This window comes from Nocardia sp. NPDC088792 (assembly GCF_044750615.1).
Classification (GTDB): Bacteria; Actinomycetota; Actinomycetes; order Mycobacteriales; family Mycobacteriaceae; genus Nocardia.
The window spans coordinates 1,749,725-1,771,885 of sequence record NZ_JBIVKC010000003.1; the positions used below are offsets into that span (position 1 = coordinate 1,749,725).

The 22,161-nt window shown below is 65.6% G+C and carries 21 protein-coding genes; 8 read left to right on the forward strand and 13 right to left on the reverse strand.

Going from position 1 to position 22,161, the window contains the following annotated elements; all coding sequences use genetic code 11:
* Window positions 1–12: 12 nt before the first annotated feature.
* Window positions 13–1,650 (reverse strand): flavin monoamine oxidase family protein, encoded by a 1,638-nt coding sequence (locus ACIP5Y_RS26295; RefSeq protein ID WP_400353718.1) that lies wholly within the window; start codon window positions 1,648–1,650, stop codon window positions 13–15.
* Window positions 1,651–2,197: 547 nt separating this feature from the next.
* Here ACIP5Y_RS26295 and ACIP5Y_RS26300 point away from each other — a divergent pair.
* Both ACIP5Y_RS26300 and ACIP5Y_RS26305 read left to right on the forward strand, forming a co-directional pair.
* Window positions 2,198–2,848, forward strand: coding sequence for a Rossmann-like fold-containing protein (locus ACIP5Y_RS26300; RefSeq protein WP_400353720.1), 651 nt, complete (start codon window positions 2,198–2,200; stop codon window positions 2,846–2,848).
* Between the two features lie 333 nt (window positions 2,849–3,181).
* Window positions 3,182–4,558 (forward strand): serine hydrolase domain-containing protein, encoded by a 1,377-nt coding sequence (locus ACIP5Y_RS26305; protein ID WP_400353721.1) that lies wholly within the window; start codon window positions 3,182–3,184, stop codon window positions 4,556–4,558.
* Between the two features lie 148 nt (window positions 4,559–4,706).
* On the opposite strand, the gene ACIP5Y_RS26310 is transcribed toward ACIP5Y_RS26305, so the two are convergent.
* Window positions 4,707–5,135 (reverse strand): pyridoxamine 5'-phosphate oxidase family protein, encoded by a 429-nt coding sequence (locus tag ACIP5Y_RS26310; RefSeq protein WP_400353723.1) that lies wholly within the window; start codon window positions 5,133–5,135, stop codon window positions 4,707–4,709.
* A 520-nt stretch (window positions 5,136–5,655) separates the two neighbouring features.
* On the opposite strand from ACIP5Y_RS26310, the gene ACIP5Y_RS26315 reads away from it, so the two are divergent.
* Complete coding sequence (locus tag ACIP5Y_RS26315) at window positions 5,656–6,573, forward strand: DMT family transporter (protein ID WP_400353724.1); 918 nt, start codon at window positions 5,656–5,658, stop codon at window positions 6,571–6,573.
* A gap of 370 nt (window positions 6,574–6,943) precedes the next feature.
* Here the strand turns inward: ACIP5Y_RS26315 and ACIP5Y_RS26320 are convergent, their stop codons facing one another.
* From ACIP5Y_RS26320 to ACIP5Y_RS26335, 4 genes are all read right to left on the reverse strand, one after another.
* Window positions 6,944–7,084, reverse strand: a complete 141-nt coding sequence (locus ACIP5Y_RS26320; protein ID WP_400353726.1) for a hypothetical protein — start codon at window positions 7,082–7,084, stop codon at window positions 6,944–6,946.
* A 57-nt stretch (window positions 7,085–7,141) separates the two neighbouring features.
* Window positions 7,142–7,360: a hypothetical protein gene (locus ACIP5Y_RS26325; protein WP_400353728.1), complete on the reverse strand. Its 219-nt coding sequence runs from the start codon at window positions 7,358–7,360 to the stop codon at window positions 7,142–7,144.
* A 130-nt stretch (window positions 7,361–7,490) separates the two neighbouring features.
* Complete coding sequence (glpK, locus tag ACIP5Y_RS26330) at window positions 7,491–9,008, reverse strand: glycerol kinase GlpK (protein ID WP_400353730.1); 1,518 nt, start codon at window positions 9,006–9,008, stop codon at window positions 7,491–7,493.
* The gene (locus ACIP5Y_RS26335) at window positions 9,005–9,796 is read right to left on the reverse strand and encodes an IclR family transcriptional regulator (protein ID WP_400353732.1); all 792 of its coding nucleotides are present in this window, start codon (window positions 9,794–9,796) and stop codon (window positions 9,005–9,007) included. Before ACIP5Y_RS26335 ends, glpK (ACIP5Y_RS26330) begins: the two co-directional genes overlap by 4 nt.
* Before the next feature lie 253 nt (window positions 9,797–10,049).
* Here ACIP5Y_RS26335 and ACIP5Y_RS26340 point away from each other — a divergent pair, with 253 nt between their 5' ends.
* From ACIP5Y_RS26340 to ACIP5Y_RS26350, 3 genes are all read left to right on the forward strand, one after another.
* Window positions 10,050–10,880, forward strand: coding sequence for an MIP/aquaporin family protein (locus ACIP5Y_RS26340; RefSeq protein WP_400353734.1), 831 nt, complete (start codon window positions 10,050–10,052; stop codon window positions 10,878–10,880).
* Window positions 10,881–11,007: 127 nt separating this feature from the next.
* Window positions 11,008–12,534, forward strand: a complete 1,527-nt coding sequence (glpK, locus tag ACIP5Y_RS26345; RefSeq protein WP_400353736.1) for a glycerol kinase GlpK — start codon at window positions 11,008–11,010, stop codon at window positions 12,532–12,534.
* A 115-nt stretch (window positions 12,535–12,649) separates the two neighbouring features.
* Window positions 12,650–14,329 (forward strand): glycerol-3-phosphate dehydrogenase/oxidase, encoded by a 1,680-nt coding sequence (locus ACIP5Y_RS26350; RefSeq protein WP_400353738.1) that lies wholly within the window; start codon window positions 12,650–12,652, stop codon window positions 14,327–14,329.
* A 235-nt stretch (window positions 14,330–14,564) separates the two neighbouring features.
* On the opposite strand, the gene ACIP5Y_RS26355 is transcribed toward ACIP5Y_RS26350, so the two are convergent.
* The 4 genes from ACIP5Y_RS26355 to ACIP5Y_RS26370 form a co-directional block, all read right to left on the reverse strand.
* Window positions 14,565–15,062 carry a barstar family protein gene (locus ACIP5Y_RS26355; RefSeq protein WP_400353739.1) on the reverse strand — a complete coding sequence of 166 codons (498 nt, stop codon included), beginning with the start codon at window positions 15,060–15,062 and terminating at the stop codon, window positions 14,565–14,567.
* Between the two features lie 624 nt (window positions 15,063–15,686).
* Entirely contained in the window at window positions 15,687–16,076 is a 390-nt protein-coding gene (locus tag ACIP5Y_RS26360) for a hypothetical protein (RefSeq protein WP_400353740.1), read from the reverse strand.
* Window positions 16,066–16,560 (reverse strand): hypothetical protein, encoded by a 495-nt coding sequence (locus ACIP5Y_RS26365; RefSeq protein ID WP_400353742.1) that lies wholly within the window; start codon window positions 16,558–16,560, stop codon window positions 16,066–16,068. Before ACIP5Y_RS26365 ends, ACIP5Y_RS26360 begins: the two co-directional genes overlap by 11 nt.
* A gap of 117 nt (window positions 16,561–16,677) precedes the next feature.
* Window positions 16,678–17,388 (reverse strand): SDR family NAD(P)-dependent oxidoreductase, encoded by a 711-nt coding sequence (locus ACIP5Y_RS26370; RefSeq protein ID WP_400353744.1) that lies wholly within the window; start codon window positions 17,386–17,388, stop codon window positions 16,678–16,680.
* A 95-nt stretch (window positions 17,389–17,483) separates the two neighbouring features.
* On the opposite strand from ACIP5Y_RS26370, the gene ACIP5Y_RS26375 reads away from it, so the two are divergent.
* Entirely contained in the window at window positions 17,484–18,524 is a 1,041-nt protein-coding gene (locus ACIP5Y_RS26375; RefSeq protein WP_400353745.1) for an Lrp/AsnC family transcriptional regulator, read from the forward strand.
* 54 nt (window positions 18,525–18,578) lie between these two features.
* Here ACIP5Y_RS26375 and ACIP5Y_RS26380 read toward each other — a convergent pair whose 3' ends face one another.
* The 3 genes from ACIP5Y_RS26380 to ACIP5Y_RS26390 all read right to left on the reverse strand — a co-directional run bounded on the left by ACIP5Y_RS26380 (window position 18,579) and on the right by ACIP5Y_RS26390 (window position 21,212).
* The gene (locus tag ACIP5Y_RS26380) at window positions 18,579–19,037 is read right to left on the reverse strand and encodes an MBL fold metallo-hydrolase (protein WP_400353747.1); all 459 of its coding nucleotides are present in this window, start codon (window positions 19,035–19,037) and stop codon (window positions 18,579–18,581) included.
* A 405-nt stretch (window positions 19,038–19,442) separates the two neighbouring features.
* The gene (locus tag ACIP5Y_RS26385) at window positions 19,443–20,048 is read right to left on the reverse strand and encodes a dihydrofolate reductase family protein (RefSeq protein ID WP_400353748.1); all 606 of its coding nucleotides are present in this window, start codon (window positions 20,046–20,048) and stop codon (window positions 19,443–19,445) included.
* Window positions 20,049–20,423: 375 nt separating this feature from the next.
* Window positions 20,424–21,212 (reverse strand): hypothetical protein, encoded by a 789-nt coding sequence (locus tag ACIP5Y_RS26390; protein WP_400353750.1) that lies wholly within the window; start codon window positions 21,210–21,212, stop codon window positions 20,424–20,426.
* A 224-nt stretch (window positions 21,213–21,436) separates the two neighbouring features.
* On the opposite strand from ACIP5Y_RS26390, the gene ACIP5Y_RS26395 reads away from it, so the two are divergent.
* On the forward strand, window positions 21,437–21,922 hold the full coding sequence (locus ACIP5Y_RS26395) for a hypothetical protein (RefSeq protein WP_400353752.1): 486 nt from the start codon (window positions 21,437–21,439) through the stop codon (window positions 21,920–21,922).
* Window positions 21,923–22,161: the final 239 nt, after the last annotated feature.

A 22,161-nucleotide genomic window follows, 5' to 3' on the forward strand; every position in this document is an offset into this window, starting at 1 on the left:
AACCGATTTCGGTCAGTTATGCGCGTGTACCTCGAGCGCGGCCCGTACGGCGCTTTCCAGTGCGCCCGCGATCCACGCCGGTTTGAGGGTGGTGTGATCGCCGGCGAAGTGCACCCGGCCCTCGACGGTGCGGGTCGCCTGGTGCAGTTCGCTCAATTGGCTGGGCATCGGAATGGCTGCCTCGCCGAGTGCGTAGTGGGCCTGCATCCAGCTTTGCGAGAGCCCGACTCCGGTGAACTCCCGCAGCACCGTGTCGGTGCCGAAGACGTCCGACATTCCGTGCAGGGCATGGTCTACGCGTTCGTCCTGGGTGAGCGAGTCCCAGCGCATGGCATCGTCGGACCAGGTGTAGCTGGCGAGCACCACACCACCCGGGGGTTGGTCGCCGCCGTCGGGTGCGTCGACATGGGAGGGGAAGTAGGTGAATCGGTTGGGATTGTCGGTGACGCAGCCGCCGCCACGGAAGCCTCGCTCGCCTTGTTCCCAGAATCGAGTCTTGAACTCCAGCAACACTTTTGTCGCGGCGTCCTGGTGGGTCGCGGTGACCGCGCGTTGCTTCGCATAGGACAGGGGTGGTTGGAATTCGCAGAAGCGGATGGCGCTGAGCGGGATCGCGACGACCGCGTAGTCGGCGTCGATGGTCTGGGTGGAGTCGGGGACGCCGCTGGGGACGTCGTCCTGGTCGTACTCGCCGACGGTGGTGACCCGCACTCCGGCGCCGGTCTGTTCCAGTCGGGTCATCAGCCGGCCCATCTGGATCGCCGGCCCGAGGGCCGTGGTCAGCGCATCGGTCAGCGTGGCGGTGCCGCCCTCGAGTTCCCAGTAGGTCGCGTCGGGCCGGATCAAGGCATGGTCGACGAGCATGGGGATGACGCCGTAGTGCAGCCGGGAGGTCAGGTTCTCGAGGGTGCCGACGGCCTGGATCTGCGGCAGCTCCCAGCCCTGGTGGTGCAGGAACTCGAGGGTCGAGAGCGGTTCGTAGTCGGTGAACATCGAGGTCCAGCCGTTGATCTGTTTGTCGATCGGCTGGTCGGTGGGTACCGCGTACTTTCCGACCGCGGCGTCCAAGGCCGCCCGGGTCGTCGTGGTGAACGACGCGCCGAAACCCTTGTTGATCCGAGCCGGGTCGGCGGCGTATTCGGCGCGGGTCACCCGGTCGCCGTTGACCCGGATCAGGGTATGCCCGGCCGCGTCGGGCGAGCGGTAGGCAGGTCCGCCGGTGTGATTGGTCCATGTCTCGCCGGTGAAGGATCTGTACGAAACCGGTGGCGGGGCAGCAGGAGTCGGCGTGGCGGGCAGCACGTCACTGTTGTAGAAGGGCCTGCGTCTCACGCCGAGTTTGTCGCAGAGGGCCAGCACCAGTGGGTGGCTGTCCGGCAGTCGCATCGCTCCGGCCTCGGCGTAGAGTCGCTTGTCGTCGAAGCGTCCGCGGAATGTCTTGACCCGCCCGCCGGTGCGATTGCTGTTGGCCTCCAGCACGGTCACCTCGTGTCCGGCGTTCTTCAGTAGCCAGCCGGTCGTCAGTCCGGCCGGTCCGGCGCCGACCACGATCACCTTCTTCGGAGCGGTGGCTTTCGGCAACCCGTGGTCGATGAGGACCTTCAGGTAGTCCAAGGTCAGATCCGAGTTGTTGTCACCCACCTGCAGCATTTCACGAGCTAATTCCTCGCAGGTGCCGCGGGCATTTCCGGTGGCTGAGGCCGGCAAGGCATACGCGGATGGCGTGCGAAGGCTACCTGCGGTTACACCGACGGCGAGCGCGCCCGCAGACGCGAGGAACTTACGTCGCCCGATCGTGCGTTCCGACATACCTCTGCGAGTCCTTCCAGTCCGAAAAGTAGCTAGACGAGGATCCGGCGCGTACAAGTAGGAGTTATAGCAAATGTTTCGCAAACTGCATGTGCACACGCCACAAGGACCCGCCGAACATCACCTGATCGGGCATTTGCGCCATTTAATTCGGCTTAGCGCGGAGAAGCGTCCGATGGACATCAGGTTCGAGGGGGCGGCCACGGCTGCGAGGTCCGCACGGTGCCGCGGCGTGAGGTCGAGTCGCCGCGGCGGCATTCCGACCGGCCGTTATGCCGTGCGGCTCCGAATTCGCTGCGGCACAACGTGATTCGTTTCTACAATTAGCGGGCAGTTTCCGGCGCGGTGCCGGAGCGTGCACAATATGCAGAAACGCAGGTAAATCACCATGCGCATCCTTCTTTACGGCTGCGGCGACTTCTCCAATGTGATCGAGTCCCTGTCCTTCATCAAGCAACAGCTGGGGTACGCGGCTTTCCAGCCGGTCGATGCGGCGCATGCCGATCCCAGTGACGATGTGCTGGCCACCGAGCTACGCAGCGAGAACGAACTGCGCAAGGTGTACGGCGACGTGGTCGCCACCAATGTCCAGGCTCTCGGAAGTGCCGGTGTCGCAGTCGGATTCGAAATGGACGCCACCGGCCACTACTCCGTCGGGCAATTCGATCTGATCGTCTTCCGCAATCCGCACACCGGGACCTACGGCAACGGTCAGGACCCCGGCATGTCGTCGTATCTGGTGTCGAGCACCGACAATCAGCGGCTGCTGATGGCCGCGCTGGCGAACTCCCGAAAGATCCTGAACCCCAACGGGCAGGTCCTGATCACCGCCGTCGGCTGGCCCTATATCGGCAAGAACCCCAAGGGCGATCTGCGATTGACGGGTATGCAGCTCGAGGTCCCGAGCTTCGCCGCCGAATACGGCACGAAGGCCGGACTCGTGCACGTGCGCAATATCGACCTCGGCCAGATGTGGGTCGCACGCAATCGGGGCTCGACGTTCGTCGCCGACGAACTCGGGATTCTCTATCGGAACTGAGAGTTGGCGGCTACGTGCGCCGTTCGGCTATGGCCCCCTCGACCCTGCCGCTCTCGCCGAAGCCTCCTGGCAGTTGTATGCCACCCAGGACCGATTCGAGACAACCGTCGGGCTGCCGTCTCACGGGTGAACGAAGCAGGGCGTGCACCAAGCCGCACAGGCTGGTGACGCCAGCGCGATCAGCGGCACTTCCGTGCACTCATGCGGCGGTTGTGGTCAGCCCACGCAATCGCCTGGATATCGAGTGCGCGGCGGGTAACCCTGATCGGCGACGTACAGGCCGGGCCGAAATGTCCTTGATCTGATGCCCCGGCTGACCGCATGATGTCGGCGATGCAAGCTGCCGAAGAAGACCCCGGTATGAGTGAGCCCACCTACGATGCTGCCCTCGACGAAGCGCTCGCGCAGTTCGGCGTGCCCGGAGCCAGCTGGGCGGTGATCGTCGGCGGCGAGATCGCACAGGCCGGAGTGTCCGGCGTCCAGACGGCCGGCGAGGCGCGGCCGGTGACAAGCACGACCAGATTTCAGGCGTGCTCGATCAGCAAACCCGTTGCGGCGCTGGCAATGCTGCGGCTGGTCGATCGCGGCGTGCTCGACCTGGACGCCGACATCAACACCACGCTTCGCTCATGGCGACTGCCGCGCAATGACGACTGGCAGCCGGTCGTGACGCTACGCCAGCTGGTGAGCCACTCTGCGGGCCTGACGATGTCGGGGTTCCCGGGGTATAAGCGCGCCGATGACCTGCCGACCACCGTGCAGATCCTGCGCGGGATGTCTCCGGCGAATACGTGTGGCGTACGTGTGGACACTGTCCCCGGCACACAGTTCCGTTACTCCGGCGGTGGAACGCTTGCCATACAGCTGCTGCTCGAGGAGGTAACCGGTACACCGTTCCCGGCGCTGATGCGCGAGCTCGTGCTCGACCCGATCGGCATGGCCGACAGCGATTACACCCAGCCGCCGCCGAGGGAGCTGCACGGCGTGATGGCGTCCGGGCACAACGTGACCGGTGATGTCGTCACGGGCGGTTGGCACGTCTACCCAGAGATGGCCGCCGCCGGGCTGTGGACGACGCCCAGCGACTTGTGCAGGTATGCCCTCGCGGTGCAGGCCGCCTACGCGGGCGCGCCGGGCGCGCTGATCCCGCAGCGCCGCGCGCGCGAAATGCTGACCCCGCAAATACTTACGACCACGACAGATCAGATCGGCGGGCTGGACGCGGTCGGTCTCGGGCCGTTCCTCTCCGTCAGCGGGCCTGCGAGGTTCGGGCACAGCGGCGGGAACGCAGGCTTCCGGTGCCACCTGCTGGCCTATCGAGACATCGGCGCCGGCGCGGCGGTGATGACCAACAGCGACCTCGGAACCTATGCGGTGCAACGCATGTTCGCCGCGATTGCGAAGGCACACGACTGGCCGGACTGCCCGATCGAGGTAACCGATCCCGACCTGCCCGCCGAGTCAACGCTCGCGAGGTTCACGGGCCGCTACCGGCTGCGTCCAGGACTCGAGCTGTCGATCACAACAGTCCGCGACGACCTGCAAGTCACGTTCGACGGGCAACCGTCAATGACGTTCACGTTCATGGGAATGAACGGCGACCAGGCCCCGATGTTCACCTCGATCACGACCGACACGACGCTACGCCTGGATGGCAGCACTCTCACGTTCATCCAGAACGGGCGCGATATCGCCTGCGAGCGGCTCTAGAGCCAGGACCCTACCGGCGACCTTCTCGCGTCCGCGCCGGGCAGAGTGCAGCGGCAGCAATGACACTCTGTAATCGGCTACAGCGCGTTCGGGCCGCTTGCTTCACCCGGTCGGGTGCTCGTGTTCGGTTGGGAGTGGTTGGGGCAGGTCAAAGGCGAAAGCGGGTTTGGGTGAATCCGTCGCTTTTGCCGAAAGCGAGAATCTTGTCCGGGGCGACGGCGTAGACATGGGCGACGCGCCCCTCGGCATCGCCGAACCCGCCGTCGCGCACCGTGAAATCCCAGTCGAGTTTCGACTTCCACAGTCGTGCGAGTGTTTGCAGGACCGCCGGATCGACGACCCGGTGCGCCGTGCCCTCGACCACCACGTCGAGGCCGCTGTCCAACTGGTTCGTGCCGGTGGTGAGGAGGCAACGGGGTTCCGCAGCAAGGTTTTTCGCCTTTTGCTCGTGAACTCCGGTCGCGATGTGCAGGCGGTTCCGGTGCCAGATCGCGGGAATAGGAGTGACGTGTGGACGGCCGTCTTTCCGCACAGTAGATAGCCAGAAGATTCCTGCGCTGTCGAGCACCGCTTCCACGGCGGACCACTCGACGGGCGCCGTGCCGGGTGAGCTGAAATCGGGATTCAGTATGCCGGTTGGCATCGATGGCTCCTTCGGTCTCCAGGTCTTGTTACCTGGACAGACGCCATCGGCGGTTGGATTTCATCGGTCGCCGCGCAACTGCCATAGCCCATCGTGTTGTCAGCCGCGTACAACATCCGGAACTCGATGCAATTTGGTGCATCCTGCCGGCCTCTAATCGGCACGGCCAGTTGATCTTCCGCCGCGTCTGGCTGGCCGGTTCGGTCGGCCCACTATGCGGCAACGTAGTGCGTTTACCGTCACGCCGACGATGTCCCGCATTGTTAAGTGCTACTACATAGTTCCTGCCGAAAAGATTCGATGGTTCTACTTGAATCTGCCTGACAGGATCAGCTCCACCACAAGATCGAATGTGGCGGATACAGGTGGAGGGGGCCGGATGGCGACGGCTCATCGATCGCGATCGGTCAGCGGAAGACTCAGCACCGCACCACTTTCAGGCAGCCGGTGGGCCGTGGACGGGGCGCTGCTCGTGGTTGCGATGACGTGGGGGTCGAGCTATCTGGCTGCACGTAAGGTCGCCACGACCGAGACCGTGTTCGGGTTCCTTGCCCTGCGATTCGGACTCGCGGTCGCTATGTTGGCGTTGTTGCTGGCACCGCGATTGCGCCGGTTCACCCGGAGGGAACTCGCGTGCGGCGTGGCGTTCGGGCTGATCCTCAGCGGGATCCTCGTGCTGGAAACCTTCGGCGTCACACAGACTTCCGCGTCGAACGCCGGACTGATCATCTCCCTGACCATCGTCATCACTCCGCTGCTGGACAGCTTGATCCGTAAGACCGTGCTACCGCGGGCCTTCCACGGCGCAGCCGCGATGGCCGTGGTCGGGGTCCTGCTGCTGACCGAGAACGCCGGGCTGTCGCGCCCCGGCATGGGCGACGTCCTGATCCTGCTGGCCGCGCTCACCCGTGCGGTGCATGTGACCGTGATTTCGCATGTGTCACACGGCAAAGAGGTCGATTCAGGCCGGGTCACGCTGGTTCAACTCGCCACCGTGCTGGTCATCTCCACAGCGCTGGCCACAGTCAACGGGGCGGGTCTCGGCCGGACCGCGCGTGACCTCAGTGGCACCGGATGGCTGCTGACGGCATATCTTGCCCTGGCCTGCACCGTGTTTGCCTTCTTCATCCAGATGTGGGCAGTACGTCGGACCTCGCCCGCACGAGTCAGCCTGCTACTGGGCACCGAGCCACTCTGGGCAGCATTTTGCGGCGTCCTTGTCGGCGGCGACCACCTCACCCTGGTCGGCTCCGTCGGCGGCCTGCTGGTCCTCACTGGAACGAACTGGGGACGAACGATCGACAACCGACCGCCGCGACACGACGACAACCCACCGTCGACGTATCGAGAAACGTCGGAACGTCCCCGTTAGACCGCACCGCACTCGGGAGAATAGTGCAGTAGTGGAATGCCGTGCTGGTGCGGGCTTTCTTAGGTGTTTCTCATACCTGTTGACTCCGGCCTGTCAACTCCGGCTCGTTCTGGAAAGCGACATGGACTGCGGTCCACGTGATCCGTGACAAGTCAGGACGCTGTGGATCGACTGTCGCGGGTGGGTGCCCGCATCGAGTTCGCGGTGCGGCTCGCCCGAAGACCTCCACCGGGTCGTGGACGCTGACGACATCCAGGGACTGACCGAGCGGGCCGCCACCGCCACTATCTCGAAGTGATCGACACGAAATCAGACGCGAGCGGGGTCGGGCGCCGATTCCGTTGTCTCCGCGCGAATTGCGCGATCCATGTCAGCTTCCCGGACGCGGATCCCCGATCACCACCTCCGGGTCTTGGGTCTGGTAGAGCTCCTCAACCTCGTATTCCTCCTCCAGCCGTAGTGGTGATTCCGCGACGCGCCGGGAGTACTCGCGGATCGCGTCTTCTTTCAATCGCGAGATTCATTCAACGGATGGATATTTCGCCGGGCGACCGCGCCGGCTATCGGATTACCGGCTCGGCAGCACGCCGACCAGGAAGGCGTCGGCGTCCGGTGCGGACTCGCGCAGCACGGTGAAATGGGTGGCCGACGGATAGAGCCGCAACCGGCTCTGCGCGCCACCCTGCTGGAATTCCTGCTGCAGCAACACGGTGGTGGGCATCGGCTGCACCGTGTCCGAAACACCTTGCAGCAGTGGCAACGGCCGGTCGTAGCTGGTGGTCGGCACCGAAAGATAGTCGCGCAGCGCCGCATCGAGCGCCGGATCCGCCTCGACTGCGCAGTGGCGTACCGAACGCAGCTGCGGTGGACGGGGCCACCACGGTCGAGGCGCTCGAGCGACGACCGTTCGGGCAGGCTCAGCCCGCGGCCCGGTCGGCGTGCATCCAGCCGAAGGTGAGTTCTACGGCGCGCTGCCAGCGCTCGTATTCGTCGGCGCGGCGGCGGGGGTCTATGCGCGGCAGCCACTCTGCGGCTACCCGCCAATTGCTGCGCAGCCCTTCCAGGTCCGGCCAGAATCCGACCGCCAGGCCGGCGGCGTAGGCGGCGCCGAGGGACACCGTCTCGGCGACGAAGGGCCGCACCACCGGTACGTCGAGTACGTCTGCCACCACCTGCATCAGCAGGTTGTCCGAGGTCATGCCGCCGTCGACGCGCAGGGTGCTGGCCTGTAGTCCGGAGTCGGCGTTCATGGCGTCCACCACTTCTCGGGTCTGCCAGGCTGTCGCTTCGAGTACCGCGCGTGCCAGGTGTCCTTTGGTGACGTATGAGGTCAGGCCGATGATCAGGCCCCGGGCGTCACTGCGCCAGTGCGGCGCGTACAGCCCGGAGTAGGCGGGCACGATGTAGCAGCCGCCGTTGTCTTCCACTGTGCGTGCGAGGGTTTCGATCTCCGGTGCGCTGGCCACCAGCCCGAGGTTGTCGCGCACCCATTGCACCAGGGCTCCGGTCATGGCGATCGGGCCTTCCAGTGCGTAGACCGGCTCGCGATCGATCTGGTAGCCGATGGTGGTGAGGAGGCCGTGCTCGGACTGCACTCGTTCCCGGCCGGTGTTCATCATGAGGAACGCGCCGGTGCCGTAGGTGCACTTGGTTTCCCCACGCGCGAAACAGGTTTGACCGAACAGTGCGGCGTGCTGGTCGCCGAGCGCCGCGGCGATCCGGATGCCCGGCACCACCTCTCGGGTGGAACCGTAACTGCCGGTGGACGGTTCGATGCGCGGCAGCATCGCCGCCGGGATGCCGAAGAATTCCAACAGTTCCGTGTCCCAGCCGAGCGTGGCCAGGTTCATCAGCAGGGTTCGGCTGGCGTTGGTCACGTCGGTGACGTGCAGGCCACCGTCGGGCCCGCCGGTCAGTTTCCAGATCAGCCAGGTCTCCATGGTGCCGAAGAGCACCTCGCCGCGCTCGGCCCGCTCCCGTAGGCCGGGCGTGATGTCGAGCATCCAGCGCAGCCGGGGCGCGGCGAAGTAGGTTGCCAGTGGCAGCCCGCACAGTTCGCGGATGCGGGCGGCGGCGCCGGGCCGGGCTTCGAACTCGCGCACCAGCTCCTCGGTGCGCACGTCCTGCCACACCACGGCGCGGCGGATCGGTACTCCGGTGCGCCGGTCCCACACCACGGTGGTTTCACGCTGGTTCGTGATTCCCAGTGCCGCAACTTGATCCGCGCTCACCCCGGAATCTCGCAGTACCCGCGGCAGGATCCGCTCCAGATTGCGCCAGATCTCACCGGCGTCTTGTTCGACCCAGCCCGGCCGCGGGTAGTGCTGCTGATGCTCCTGCTGGGCGACGCCGACCAGGCGGGCCCGCTGATCGAACAGGATGCACCGGGTGGAGGTTGTGCCCTGATCGATAGCCAGCACATAGCGCTGTGTCACAGGTCGTCTTCCTGTCGAGACGGACCGCGTTCGCCGCCGAGATCGCGTGAGACCGCGTGGGCGGCCTCGCGCACCTGAGTCACGAGCGACGGCCGGGGTTTGAGTTGCGCATCGCAGATCCGTTCCACCGGTCCGCTGATGCCGATCGCGCCGACCACCAGGCCGCCGAGTGCGCGGATCGGCGCGGCGATGCACGCGGATCCGGGCCGGAATTCCTCGATCTGCCCGGCCCATCCGGCCTGCCGCACGCCGGTGAGCGCCCGGGTCAGTGTGGGGCGATCGACGATGGTGCGGCGCGTCAATGCCGGCAGCTCGCCGCCGCCGACCACCGCGGCCAGCCCGGCATCGTAGGCCAGCAGCACCTTGCCCAACGCGGTGGCTTGCGCGGGCAGGTGCTCCCCTACTTCCAAGGTCTGCTGGGTCTTGTCCGGCCGGAAGACGTGGTGGATCACCACGACCGAGTCACCGGAGCGGGTGCCGATGCGCACCGACTCGCAGGTCCGCGCGGCGAGGGTGTCGGCCCAGTTGATTGCGCGCGAACGCAACTCGTTGGCGTCCAGGGTTCCGGTGCTCAGCGTGCGCAGTCCCTGCCCGATCTTGTACTTGTCACTGCTCGGATCCTGTTCGACGAACCCGACGCCCTGCAGCGTGCGCAGGATGCCGTGCACGGTCGGTTTGGCCAGCCCCAGCGCGCCGGCCACCTCACCGACGCCGATGGGTCCGGAGCCGCGGGCCAGCAAGCGCAATACGGCCGCTGCACGTTCGATCGACTGGATGGGGCCGGGCATGAAGCAACCTATCTGTTCATCATTCGACAATGCCGAACGGCTTTGTCATGGCGGAAGGGCATCACCGAAAGCGGATGTGACCTGCGGCATATGTCCCTCCACGGCAGTCGGACGATAGTGCCATTCGGGCGCAATATCCATCGACACCGTTCGACGTTGTCGAACGGTCCAGGTATTCAGGCAGTTCACGCAGCCCTACCGTCGAATCCGCCGGCCAATGAGGGTGGCCGGCACCATAGAGGAAGGTTCAACGGTGAACTTCGGATCCATCGTCCTGAGCGAGGCGCTCGGCACAGGCATTCTGATATTGCTCGGCGCCGGTGTGGTAGCCAATGTATTGCTGGCAAAGTCCAAGGGGCTCGACGGCGGCTGGCTACTGATCACATTCGGCTGGGGCCTAGGTGTTTTCGCGGGCGTGTACGTCGCCTACAAATCCGGCGCCCACCTGAACCCGGCGGTCACCGTCGGGCTGATCTTCAGCGGCGCACACGATTTCGCGCCGGGTATTCCGGTCAACGCCGCAAACACGATCGCCTACCTCTCCGGCCAGATGATCGGCGCCTTCCTCGGCGCCTGCGCCGCCTTCCTCGCCTACAAGCAGCATTTCGACGCCGAACCCGACGAGGGTAAGAAGCTCGGCGTGTTCTCCACCGGTCCCGAGATCCGCTCCTACCGCTGGAACTTCCTCACCGAGGTGATCGCGACCTTCGTGCTGGTGCTGGTGATCATCGCGTTCGGCCACACCCCGAGCGGCCTGGGCCCACTGGCGGTCGCGCTGCTGGTCGTGGGCATCGGCGCCTCATTGGGCGGTCCGACGGGCTATGCGATCAACCCCGCCCGTGACCTGGGGCCGCGCATCGCGCACGCGGTGCTGCCGACGGGCGGCACGCGGGCCGCTCAGCCGGAGCGCGTAGCCGCGACGGTCGGTGGCGGCGCAGGAGGCGAACTCGCCGAGCTCGCCGGCGAGCGGACGGTCACCGCCGCACCGTCGCGCAAGAGCTCGGACTGGTCCTACGCCTGGGTGCCGGTCGCGGGCCCGCTGGTCGGCGGCGCGCTCGCCGGTATCGTCTCCCACTTGTTCTGAGCCACCGGCCGTTACGAGCCGCTCGCCACCGCGAGCCGCTCCTCTCGCGGGCGCCCACCCGGCAGCCCCTTACCGACTCGCTTCTCCTGCACTGCGATTCCCGCAGCACCACCCGAAAGGACTGCCGATGACCCGCTACGTCGGAGCCATCGACCAGGGCACCACGAGCACACGCTTCATGGTGTTCGATCACGGCGGCAATGAGATCGCCCGCTACCAGCTCGAACACGAGCAGATCCTGCCGCGCGCCGGCTGGGTCGAGCACAACCCGGCCGAGATCTGGGAGCGCACCCGCGCCGTCGTCCAGACCACGCTCACCCAGGCCGGTCTCACCGCAGCCGATCTGGCCGCGGTCGGCGTCACCAATCAGCGCGAAACCACGGTGGTATGGAACCGGCACACCGGCCGGCCGTACTGCAACGCCATCGTCTGGCAGGACACCCGCACCGACAAGATCGCCGCCGACCTCGAGCGCGACGGTCACGGCGCGACCATCCGCCACAAGGCCGGACTGCCGCCGGCCACCTATTTCTCCGGCGGCAAGCTGCGCTGGATCCTCGACAACGTCCCCGGCGTGGCGGAGGACGCCGAACGCGGCGACGCGATCTTCGGCACCACCGATACCTGGCTGCTGTGGAACCTCACCGGCGGTATCGACGGCGGCGTCCACGTCACCGACCCCACCAATGCCAGTCGCACCATGCTGATGAACCTCGAAACCTGCGACTGGGACGACGAACTGCTGGGCATCTTCGGCATTCCGCGGGCGATGCTGCCGGCGATCGCGCCGTCGTCGAACCCGGGCCTGTTCGGCAGCACGCGTGCCGACGGACCGTTCGGCGGCGTGGTGCCGCTGAGTGGCGTGCTCGGCGACCAGCAGGCCGCCACCGTGGGCCAGGTGTGCTTCCGGCCCGGCGAGGCCAAGAACACCTACGGCACCGGAAACTTCCTGCTGCTCAACACCGGTACCGAGATCGTGCGCTCCCAGCACGGGCTGCTCACCACGGTCGCCTATCAGCTCGGCAGCGACAAACCGGTGTACGCGCTGGAGGGCTCCATCGCGGTGACCGGCTCGGCGGTGCAGTGGCTGCGTGATCAGCTGGGCATCATTTCCGGTGCGCAGCAGAGCGAATCGCTCGCGAGCCAGGTGTCCGACAACGGTGGGGTGTACTTCGTGCCCGCCTTCTCCGGGCTGTTCGCCCCCTACTGGCGCTCCGACGCCCGTGGTGCGATCGTCGGCCTGTCGCGTTACAGCACCAACGCGCATCTGGCCCGCGCCACCCTGGAGTCGATCTGCTACCAGACCCGCGATGTGGTGGAGGCGATGCAGGCCGATTCGGGGGTGACCCTGGATGTGCTGCGTGTCGACGGCGGCGTCACCGCCAACGAGCTCTGCATGCAGTTGCAGGCCGATTTCCTCGGGGTGCCGGTATCGCGCCCGGTGGTGGCCGAGACGACCGCGCTCGGGGCCGCCTATGCGGCCGGGCTGGCGGTCGGATTCTGGAGCAGCACAGATGAATTGGAGAAGAACTGGCGCGAGTCGACCCGCTGGCACCCGGATCTCGGCGTGGACGAGCGCGAGCGCGGCTACCGCCGATGGAAGAAGGCTGTCAACCGCACGCTCGACTGGATCGACGAGGACGAGCGGGACTGATCCGATGAGCCGGTAACCCCGCCCTTGCGGCACAGCACCGTATCGGACTGTGCCGCAAGGGTTTCCGCCGCCATGTCCAGACCCGGCCCGCATCCACCCCTGCAGGAGCACCACCATGTCCGCCCGCCTCAATCCCGCCTACCGTGCCGCCGCGCTGGAAGCCCTGGGCGACAACGAGATCGACGTCCTGGTCATCGGGGGCGGCGTGGTCGGCGCCGGAGCGGCCCTGGACGCCGCCTCCCGTGGCCTGTCGGTCACCCTCGTGGAGGCACGCGACTTCGCCGCCGGAACCTCCAGCCGCTCCAGCAAACTCATCCACGGTGGCCTGCGCTACCTGGAGCAGCTCGACTTCGGGCTGGTTCGCGAGGCGCTCAAGGAGCGGACCCTGCTCTTGCGCAGGCTGGCACCGCATCTGGTGCACCCCGTGTCGTTCCTGTTCCCGTTGCGGCACACCTGGGAACGCGCCTATATCGGCGCGGGCGTGGCCCTCTACGACACCCTGGGCGGGGCCCGCGCGCTGCCGATGCACCGGCACCTGTCGCACTCCCGTGCCATGGCGCTCGCGCCCGCGCTGCGGCCGGACGCGATGATCGGCGCGATCCGCTATTACGACGCGCAGGTCGACGACGCCCGCCACACCATGATGGTCGCCCGCACCGCCGCCCGGCACGGCGCGACGGTACTCACCCGCGCCCGGGTCACCGGCTTGCTGCGCGATGGCGAGCGAGTGGTGGGCGCGCAGGTCGTCGATCTCGAATCGGGGCGCGAACACGCCGTGCGGGCACGCAGCGTCATCAGCGCGACCGGCGTGTGGACCGGCGAGATGCGCGAGCTGACCGGCGTCGAATTCCCGTTCCAGGTGCGCATGTCCAAGGGCGTGCACATCCTGGTGCCGCGGCCGCGGCTGGACCTCGGCACCGGATTGATCATCCGCACCGAGAAGAGCGTGCTGTTCGTGATCCCGTGGGGCCGGCACTGGCTGATCGGCACCACGGACACCGACTGGGCGCTGGACAAGAATCATCCGGCCGCCAGCAGCGCCGACATCCAGTACATCCTCCACCGGGTGAACGCGTTGCTGCTCGACCCGCTGACCGAGGCCGACATCGTCGGCACCTACGCCGGGTTGCGCCCGCTGCTGTCCGGCACCGCCGCAAGCGAAACCACCAAGCTCTCGCGCGAACATGCTGTGGCCGAACCGGTTCCGGGCCTGTTCGTGATCGCCGGCGGCAAATACACCACCTACCGCGTAATGGCCGCCGACGTAGTGGACGCCGCCGCGCACGGACTGGGCCGGGCGGTCGCACCGTCGGTAACCGAGCACCTCCCGATCCTCGGTGCCGTCGGATACGAGGAGCTGACAGACCGTATCGACTGCCTCGCGCAAGAGCACCACCTGCCGCAGCCAACCATCGAACACCTGCTCGGCCGATACGGTTCCGCCATCACCGACGTGCTCGACATGATCGCCGCCGATCCCGGACTGGGTCGCCCCATCCCCGGCGCCGAGAATTACCTCGCCGCCGAGGCCATCTACGCCGTCACCCACGAGGGCGCCCTCCACCTCGAGGACATACTCACCCGCCGCACCCGAATCTCCATCGAGGTCCCCGACCGAGGCCGAATCGCCGCCACCCACATCGCCACCCTGATCGCCCCGCACCAAGGCTGGGACCCGGCGACCACCGCCCGCGAACTGACCGACTACCTCGATCGCGTGCAGGCCGAGCTGGCCGCCAACGCCGCCGACGACGATATCTCCGCGAACGCCGCCCGCCTGCGCACCGTAGCCTGACCCCTCCCCCACCTCGCCGCGCGAGCGGTGAGTACCGAAGTATCTTGGGCACCAACAGCATTCAGCGAGAGACCCAAGCGTACCCGCGTTCCGAAGCACATCACCCAGATACCCGACCGCCTTCGCTCTCAATGAGCCAGTTCAGTGCGCTCGTCCATCCGAGATGCTCTCGGATGGACCACCTTCCGATCCCGCCGAAGGCCGCGCTGGCCGGTTCGTTCAGCGCGAGTCTCGGTTAGACCTGGATCCGAGCCCCCGCGTCCGTCCACTTTCCGGCGGTCGCGGTAGCCTCGTCCTGCTCGCTGTGCAGTACGATCCGGAACTCCCTCGGATCGGGCACGACAGCCTTTCCGTCCCCGGTGGAGATCAGCCCGGTACGGGCTACGTGCTCAGTGCGTATGTGCTGCAAGACCTTCACGAAGACCGCGAACTCGTCACGGCTCTCGGCAGCCAATACGGTGCCGGAATTCCAGATGAGCAACGCATAGCCTGCTCGGCCGGCAGGCAGCCACTCGTCGAGATCGCTCATGCATTCGGCGAAGCCAGCCCAGTTACGACCGAAGTAATAGGGGAACTGAAAAGCCGCAGAGAACTCGTCGAACAGGCCCGACGTAGTCGCCATCCGATCTCCGCGGACATGGATCGCCCGGAACCCTGCCTCGATCAGTCCGATCTGCACTCGGCTGATCTCGACGAGGCTCGAGGCCACGAACTCGACAATGAAGTCCTCCATCGCAGCGGACACTACCTACCAACTCACCGGGTAACCGGCACGAAACGCGACAATTCTGGATGTTCGCCGGATGTGGCCGAGGCGCGGCAAAGATCATCAGCACACTGCCGAGGGTATTTGCCCGAATCGGCCACGGCCGTGTACTTCTCGTCGTCTCGCGCGTGATGGACGGCGTGGCCGAGTGGTACCTGAGCGTCAGATCCACCCCCCCGAATCTCACGCTCAGGTACCACTCGGTCATCGGCAATTGAGGATGTTCGTTTGGGACTTGTGTTGATGACCGGTTTGATTCTGGCCCCGCTCGCATTCGTGCTGTACGAACTCATGGGCCTGGTAGTTGCCCACATGTCGTACTGACGAACATGTCGGCAGCCGCCATCGGCACGGGTGCGTGTTCGGCTGATCCTGGAACCGCACGGACAGTTGACTTGGCCGATCCCGCGCCAGCCGGTTCGGCCAGTACGGGAGCGGCATAGTCGTGTGTTGCTGGGGCGTGAGTGGCGGTGGAGCGGATCGAGATCTTCCGATGGGCCGATGGGGTGTCGCACCGGCAGCGGATAGTGCAGAAAAATCGAAACTCCCAGAGCTAGAAGGTGACCGACAGCTACCCGGTCGGCGTGACCGCTAGAACGAGCAATGCTCCCAATCGATCTCGTCGAGGCGAACCCGCTCGTCCTCCAACCAATCCCAGATCAACTGCGCGACCCGGTCGAGGCTGTCCACCCTGGTCCGCAGGTATTGCCCGTCTCCCGCACCGGAATGCACCTCGAGCTCGTAGCCGGTCGCGTCGTCTCGAAAGGTCTGAATGAAACCGGCTTGCCCGGCTCGCGCCACGGTCATGAACGGTCCGCCGTTCACATACGGCATTTTGGTCAGCCAGTAGCGCAGGTGGTCACGGGTTAGGGTGGTGAATTCCCGGGCACCGACATTCACCTCCAAGTTCCGGTGCGCTACCGGCGCCTCGGCCGGCAGCACATCGCTCCAGGGACCAGCGGCTCCACGGTCAGTCCTCATCGGCGTACTCCCAATCGAATACGAGCTCGGCATGCGGCAGGAGAGCGGTCACCCGGCTGGTCAGCATCGCTTCGAACGGGTCCTGCCAGCTGTAGAACCTACTGAAGATCACTGGCCGGTCGGAATCCACTGTCACGGACAAGCTCTCCCCGTCCCCACCGAACGTAACGAACACTTCACTGCTCAAACCCTCACTCTCGAGCACATCGGTGAGCAGCACAGCCACACCCGCCCGCTCACGCTCGACCCGCAACTCCCGAATCGAAAACGAGACATTGATATTCACCGACACAGGCTCGACGGTAACCCCCGCCACCGACAGATCTTCGCTCCTCGGCTGGTAGCGTGCGCTCGGCCGGCACCAGATACCCGCGACCCGTTGATCTTCCGCGGCGCCGCTCCGGCCGTCTCGTACAGCGCGCCACGCGGCATTACCCTGGGCTAAAGCCAGTATCGCGGACGGGCAGGCCTCCGACACACTCACAGAGCCATAGGAGTGTGTCCGAAGACCTTGCCGGGCAACTGATCTCGACAAATGACCGTCGACGGCCCGGTGGCGGAAGCGGACGTTACCGTCACGGTCCGGTCCGGTCGTGCCGTCTCACCACGGCACGGTGTGGCCGAAGCGATCCAGGTATTCGAGCCCGGGCTTTCCCAGTCTCGACAAGAGAACGTCGACGATCGGTGGGACGCTTTCCTCGATGGTGTATGGCGCTTCCGGCCCGCCCAGGTCCGTGCGGATCCAGCCGGGCGCCATGAGTACGAATGCGCGGTCGGTCTCCGACCCGCGGGCAGCGAAGCTGCGCATGAACATGTTCAAAGCTGCTTTGCTGCCCCGGTAGACCTCGCGCAGACCGTTCGTGTTGTTGGTGATGCTGCCCTGGCCGGAGGACATCGCACCGATGAGGCCGGTAGGGGTCACGAGGTCTTGGAGGGCTTCGATCACGCGCATCGGGCTGAGTGCGTTGGTGATCATCACATCGACGAAATCGGCTGTCGGCACCACACCGATCGGCGTCTGTTCGTTGTTCGTGGTTCCCGCGTTCACGAAGAGCAGGTCGATGTCGCGGCCTGCGAGACGGTCGTGCAGGAGCGCCGACTGGGTAGGTTCGTTGATGTCGAGGTGCTCGACGCTGACGCGGCCGCCGGAGCGGTCCGCGAGATCGTGCAATTGTGTTCGTACAGTGGCGTTTCGGACCGTGCCGATGACGTCCCATCCCCTGTCGAAGAATTCGGTCGCCAGCGCGAGACCGAGACCGCGCGACGCCCCGATGACGAGGGCGGTCTGCCGGTCCGGGTTGATTGATGACACTCGCGTCATCTCCTTTCGTCCGGGAGGTGCGTCCAGTCTTTCGCCATGTCGTCCGTCGATGCGAGTGTGATGCTCAGATTTGTACGATTGCGCTCATGACAGACGCGAAAGTGGCCGAATCCATTGATCTGGAGGTTGATGATGTGCGAATCATTCGGGCACTTCAAGCCGCGCCACGTGCCTCCTTCGCGTCCATCGCGGCTGCGGTCGGGCTGTCCGAAGGGGCCGTGCGCCGCCGCTATCGGCGCCTGTGTGCCGACGGGGTGATCCGTGTCGCGGGCATCGTCGATCCGGGGGCGCTGGGACAGAGCCGGTGGATGGTGCGATTGCGCTGCCGCCCCGGCAGTGTCGGCGCCATCGCCGACGCGCTCGCGCAGCGTGACGACGTCAGCTGGATCTCCCTCGGCGCCGCGGGCTCGGAAATCACGTGCGCGGTCCGGTCCCGCACGCAGCAGCAGCGCGACGATCTTCTCGGGCGGCGATTGCCGCGCACATCGGCCGTGCTCGACATCAACGCCTCCGTGGTACTGCGTCAGTTTCTCGGTGGCCGCGGTCATTATTGGGCGGCGTTGCGTGGTGTGCTGACTCCGGAGCAGGAAGCGATGCTCGCAGACCCCGGCACGCCTTTCGCCGAATCCCCTGTCGTCGTACGGGATCCGGTCCGGCTGGCCGCCGAGGACGAGAAGCTGCTCGATCTCCTGGCCGCGGACGGTCGCGCCGGTTTCGTTGATCTCGCCGCGGCAGCCGATCTCACGCCCGGGCGCGCGGCACGCCGACTACACACCCTGCTCGAACGCCGTGTGGTCCATATCGATGTCGAAATCGCCGCGGCCGCACTGGGTTACCGAGCCCGGGCGAACCTGTGGCTGCGAGTGCACCCATCGGCAATCACAAGCGTCGGACGCGCCCTGGCACAGGAGCCCGAAATAGCCTTCGTCGCCGCCGTTTCCGGTCCTCACAACCTCCATGCGGTGGCCCACTGCCGCGACCTCGACGAACTGTTCGAATTCACCACCGACCGTATCGGATCCCTCCCGGGAATGCAGAGCATGGAAGTCTCGCCGATACTCCAACACGTCAAGCAGGCGGGCACGCTCCTGTCCGGCGATCGACTTGTGGTGAAGTGTTCCCCGTGACCCGACCCCACAGCGTCAACTGTGGAGGCGGGTGAAGGCCCGGCGAGTGGGTGGTCAGTGTGCGGGGAGCGGGATATCGAGGTCTTCCTCGGCGATGATTACCTCGCCGTCGAATACGGATCGTGCTTCGGCCGCGGCTTTTTCGCGGTCGTTGCCCGGCCAGAAATGGGTGAGCAGGAGTCTGCGCGCCCCCGCACGGGTTGCCCAATATCCGGCTTCGGTCGCCGTGAGCAGGTTCCGATCGGGTTGGAGGAGTTCAGCTTCGCGGTCTGTCGCGTCCACGATATACACATCGGCATCGCGGCCGAGCGTGGCAAGAAGCGGATCTGGACCGGTATCGCCGGTATAGGCGAGAGCGACCTCGCCGGCCTGCAACCGGACCCCCACATTGGGTACATAGTGAGGCAGCAGCACACCCGTGAGCTCGAACGGACCGACTCGATAAGCGCCGGGTAACTCGAAGACATCGAACACGGTCCGCAGGTCGGTGTCGGGTTCGAGCGTGCACCACACCGTCCGGGCAATGCGACAAAAGACGCGGCAGCGTCGCGTAACCGAGGTCGAGCACGAGTCGGAAGCCATCCCATTCGATCAGGAATCCACTACACGCCCGGCCTGGCTCCGGATACGCGCCGCAACTTCCAAGGACCCGTACACGTCGCATCACTGCTCGAGTCTCACATGCCGAACAGACCAGACAATCGACAACACAGCGTCTGGCACACGGTCGATCGGGACTGCCCCATCGGAAATACGGCGCGTTCGGTCGGCCCCGGATCAGCAGTCCCGGTTGATCTTCCAGGTCCAGGGCCGGCCGGTTCGGTCAGCGCGGTCCGCGGCATAACAGTGCGTCGGGTGCTTGGCTCATGAGTTCATGCGTTCAGCATCGCTTCGGTCCAGACCGGCGGATGGGCGACGTCACGCAGGAGCGCCGAGCGGCGGGTGCTCGAGCACCCGGGCCTTGTACTCGACCAGCTGGATGCCGCCGTCGAAGGTGCGGTGCTCGATCATCTCGAGCGCAACATCCGGATAGCCGTCGTAAATGCGTTCTGCGCCCGTGGCACCGGTGATCACCGGGAACATCACGACCCGGAACCGGTCGACGAGTCCGGCTCGTAGCAGGGATCGGCACAGGCTCAGGCTGCCGATCGTGCTGAGGAGCCCCGCGCCACTCGACTTCATGGCGCGGACCGCCTCGACGGCGTCGTCGCGGACGAGCGTGGAATTGGCCCACGTCAGTGGCTCCGCGAGTGAAGAGGAGAACACCACCTTCGACGCTTGGGTGAGCTCGTCGACGGACGCCTCTTCTTCGGGCCTGAACTCGTCTTGGCCATTCGGGACCTCGCCGGCGGCAAAGCCCGACATGAGGCGGTAGGTGTTCGCTCCCATCAGATGGGTGGCCTCGGGCTGCTCGCCGAGCCACGCGAGGTACTCCGGGCCCTCGAGGCCCCAGAACCCGGGCCATCCCTCTCCCGATGCGTAGCCGTCGAGGGAGGTGATGAAGTCGACGAGAAGCTCCGACATGGCGGTGTCCTTTCCTAGAATGTCATGAGCCTTGACCGGCCAGGAGCCACAAACTCATCGGCCGCGCTGTGGGGTAACGAGGAACCCCATGACGCTGACCACGATCGTCTCCTCCGAGGAGTGGGAGACAGCGTGGCAAGCGCTGCTGGTCGCAGGAACGTCGAGACGCTGACCGTGCCGGTCCGCCGGCCCCGCCCGCTCAACTCTCGGCGGTCGCCGAACCACATTGATGCGAGCCTGAAATCGGCGATATGGTGCGTTCGGTCAGCCCCGGATCAGTAGTCCCAGTTGACCTTCCAGGCCCAGGGCTGGCCGGTTCGGTCAGCGCGACATGCGGCAAGACAGGACGTTTGTGGTGCGGTGCGCTGGGTTGTTCTACGCTCCGATAGCATTTCGGATCGTGCCGCCCCGCGCGAATCCTGCTGAGTAGATCCGATCCCGATCAAAGGATGCGGGTAGATCCGGCAGCGATATGACGAGCGCACCACCGGCAGCATCGACGTCGTCGCACCACGTTGCCGCTTCGTGTACATCCGCGTCGTGTAGATCGCGGGGGTCGATCGCGGTTTGAATCGCACAGCCGAGATCGCCCGGTCCGTCCACCACGCACACGGTCATCAGTGACCGCAGGGTCCATCCGTCGCATCGCGAGGCCACACCGTCGGACATGGTCAGCACAGGCAGTGCCTCGTGTATGGGCGCTCCTGCCACCACCAGTACCGGTGTTGCGCCAGTGAAGAACCGAACGTTGCCTCGGGGCACCAACACGAGATGAGCTGCGGCACGGGCTTCGAGGGAGGGATACAGCTCGAGGTCTTCCCAATCGTCTTCGAAGGCCTCGAGAACCCATTCCCGGCTGCGCATCGCTCGTAGGTCGTGCCTGGAGGTCGCCTCGTCGAAACGCTGCTGGATCTCGGTTCGCAGCCACTCCCACCTGAATACGTGCCCGAAGTACTGCAGTGCTTCGCCGACGTGCTCACACTCGGGAGAGTTCAGTGCCCACAGCACCGCCTCCCGCACGTCGGCATCGTCGGCGTCCTCGATCAGCGTGGCCAGCTCCGCGAGCAGCGGGTCTGCTTCCAGTGTCGATCCGGTGGTTTCGATGATGTGGCTGTGATTGATCAGCCCGTCCTTGAGGACGGCCTGGATGGACCGGTCGGGCATGACGTGATCCTAGAAGGCCTGTCCGACACACTCGCTCATCAACCAAACCGCATGCCACCAGTCCAGTTCGACACGCTCAATTCGGCTCAGGGCATCCGGCGAACTGAGACCGTCTCGGCTCGTTAACCTTTCGAAGGCTTCCCCTGCGGCCTTCGACCGCGTGGGTCCTCCTCCGCCGCCGTGCACGTTGTCGGCTGGGTTCTTACCGATCGTTAGAATCGCTCGTGGCGCCGGACCAACTCTTCCTCCAACTGCTGGCCGATCAGCGACGGCAGGTTCACCTATCGCTGTGCGAGGATGCCCTGGCGAGCTGGATCGACTACGTCCAGAAAAAGCCTGCCTCACTTCGTTACCGCGACTCGGTTGTCGGGATGCGGCACACCGTGGATAGCACGCTTCCAGCCGATGCCCTTCACTGCGCTCGCGCAGGGGTGGATCTTGCCGAGATCGGCAACCGCTATCTCGAGCCCATTACCGCGTTGCAAGACGGCGATCTGAGCTTCCCCGATCCCATCGAGTACGCCTACTACGCGGTCTACAACTGTTATCGCAAGCACGTCCGCGGTGACGACATCTCGGATTGGCTGATCGTCAACCAGGCCTTATCGATTCACGACCCCGGCGAAGCGGCGTCACGGCTGATGCACGCGATCGCCAACATCACCCCAGCCACGAGAGGGAACACCGACGACGTGGAACCGATGGGATAACACCACCTGACACTGGCGATCGACTCCGAGCCTTCCCCACAGAAACCCGCCTACCATCCGCCGGCTCGGTCAGCGCGGTCCGCGGCATAGTACGTTCGAAGCCGAGACTCCGAGCGCTTGCAGCGCATCAGCGCGGACCTCATTCGGCAGCGGTGCCCGCCTGCGCGCACCGCGCAGGTTCGAATTCTGTGAACCGGTTCCGATTGTTCGTGCCGCAAGGTTTCGGGAGTCGTTGTGTC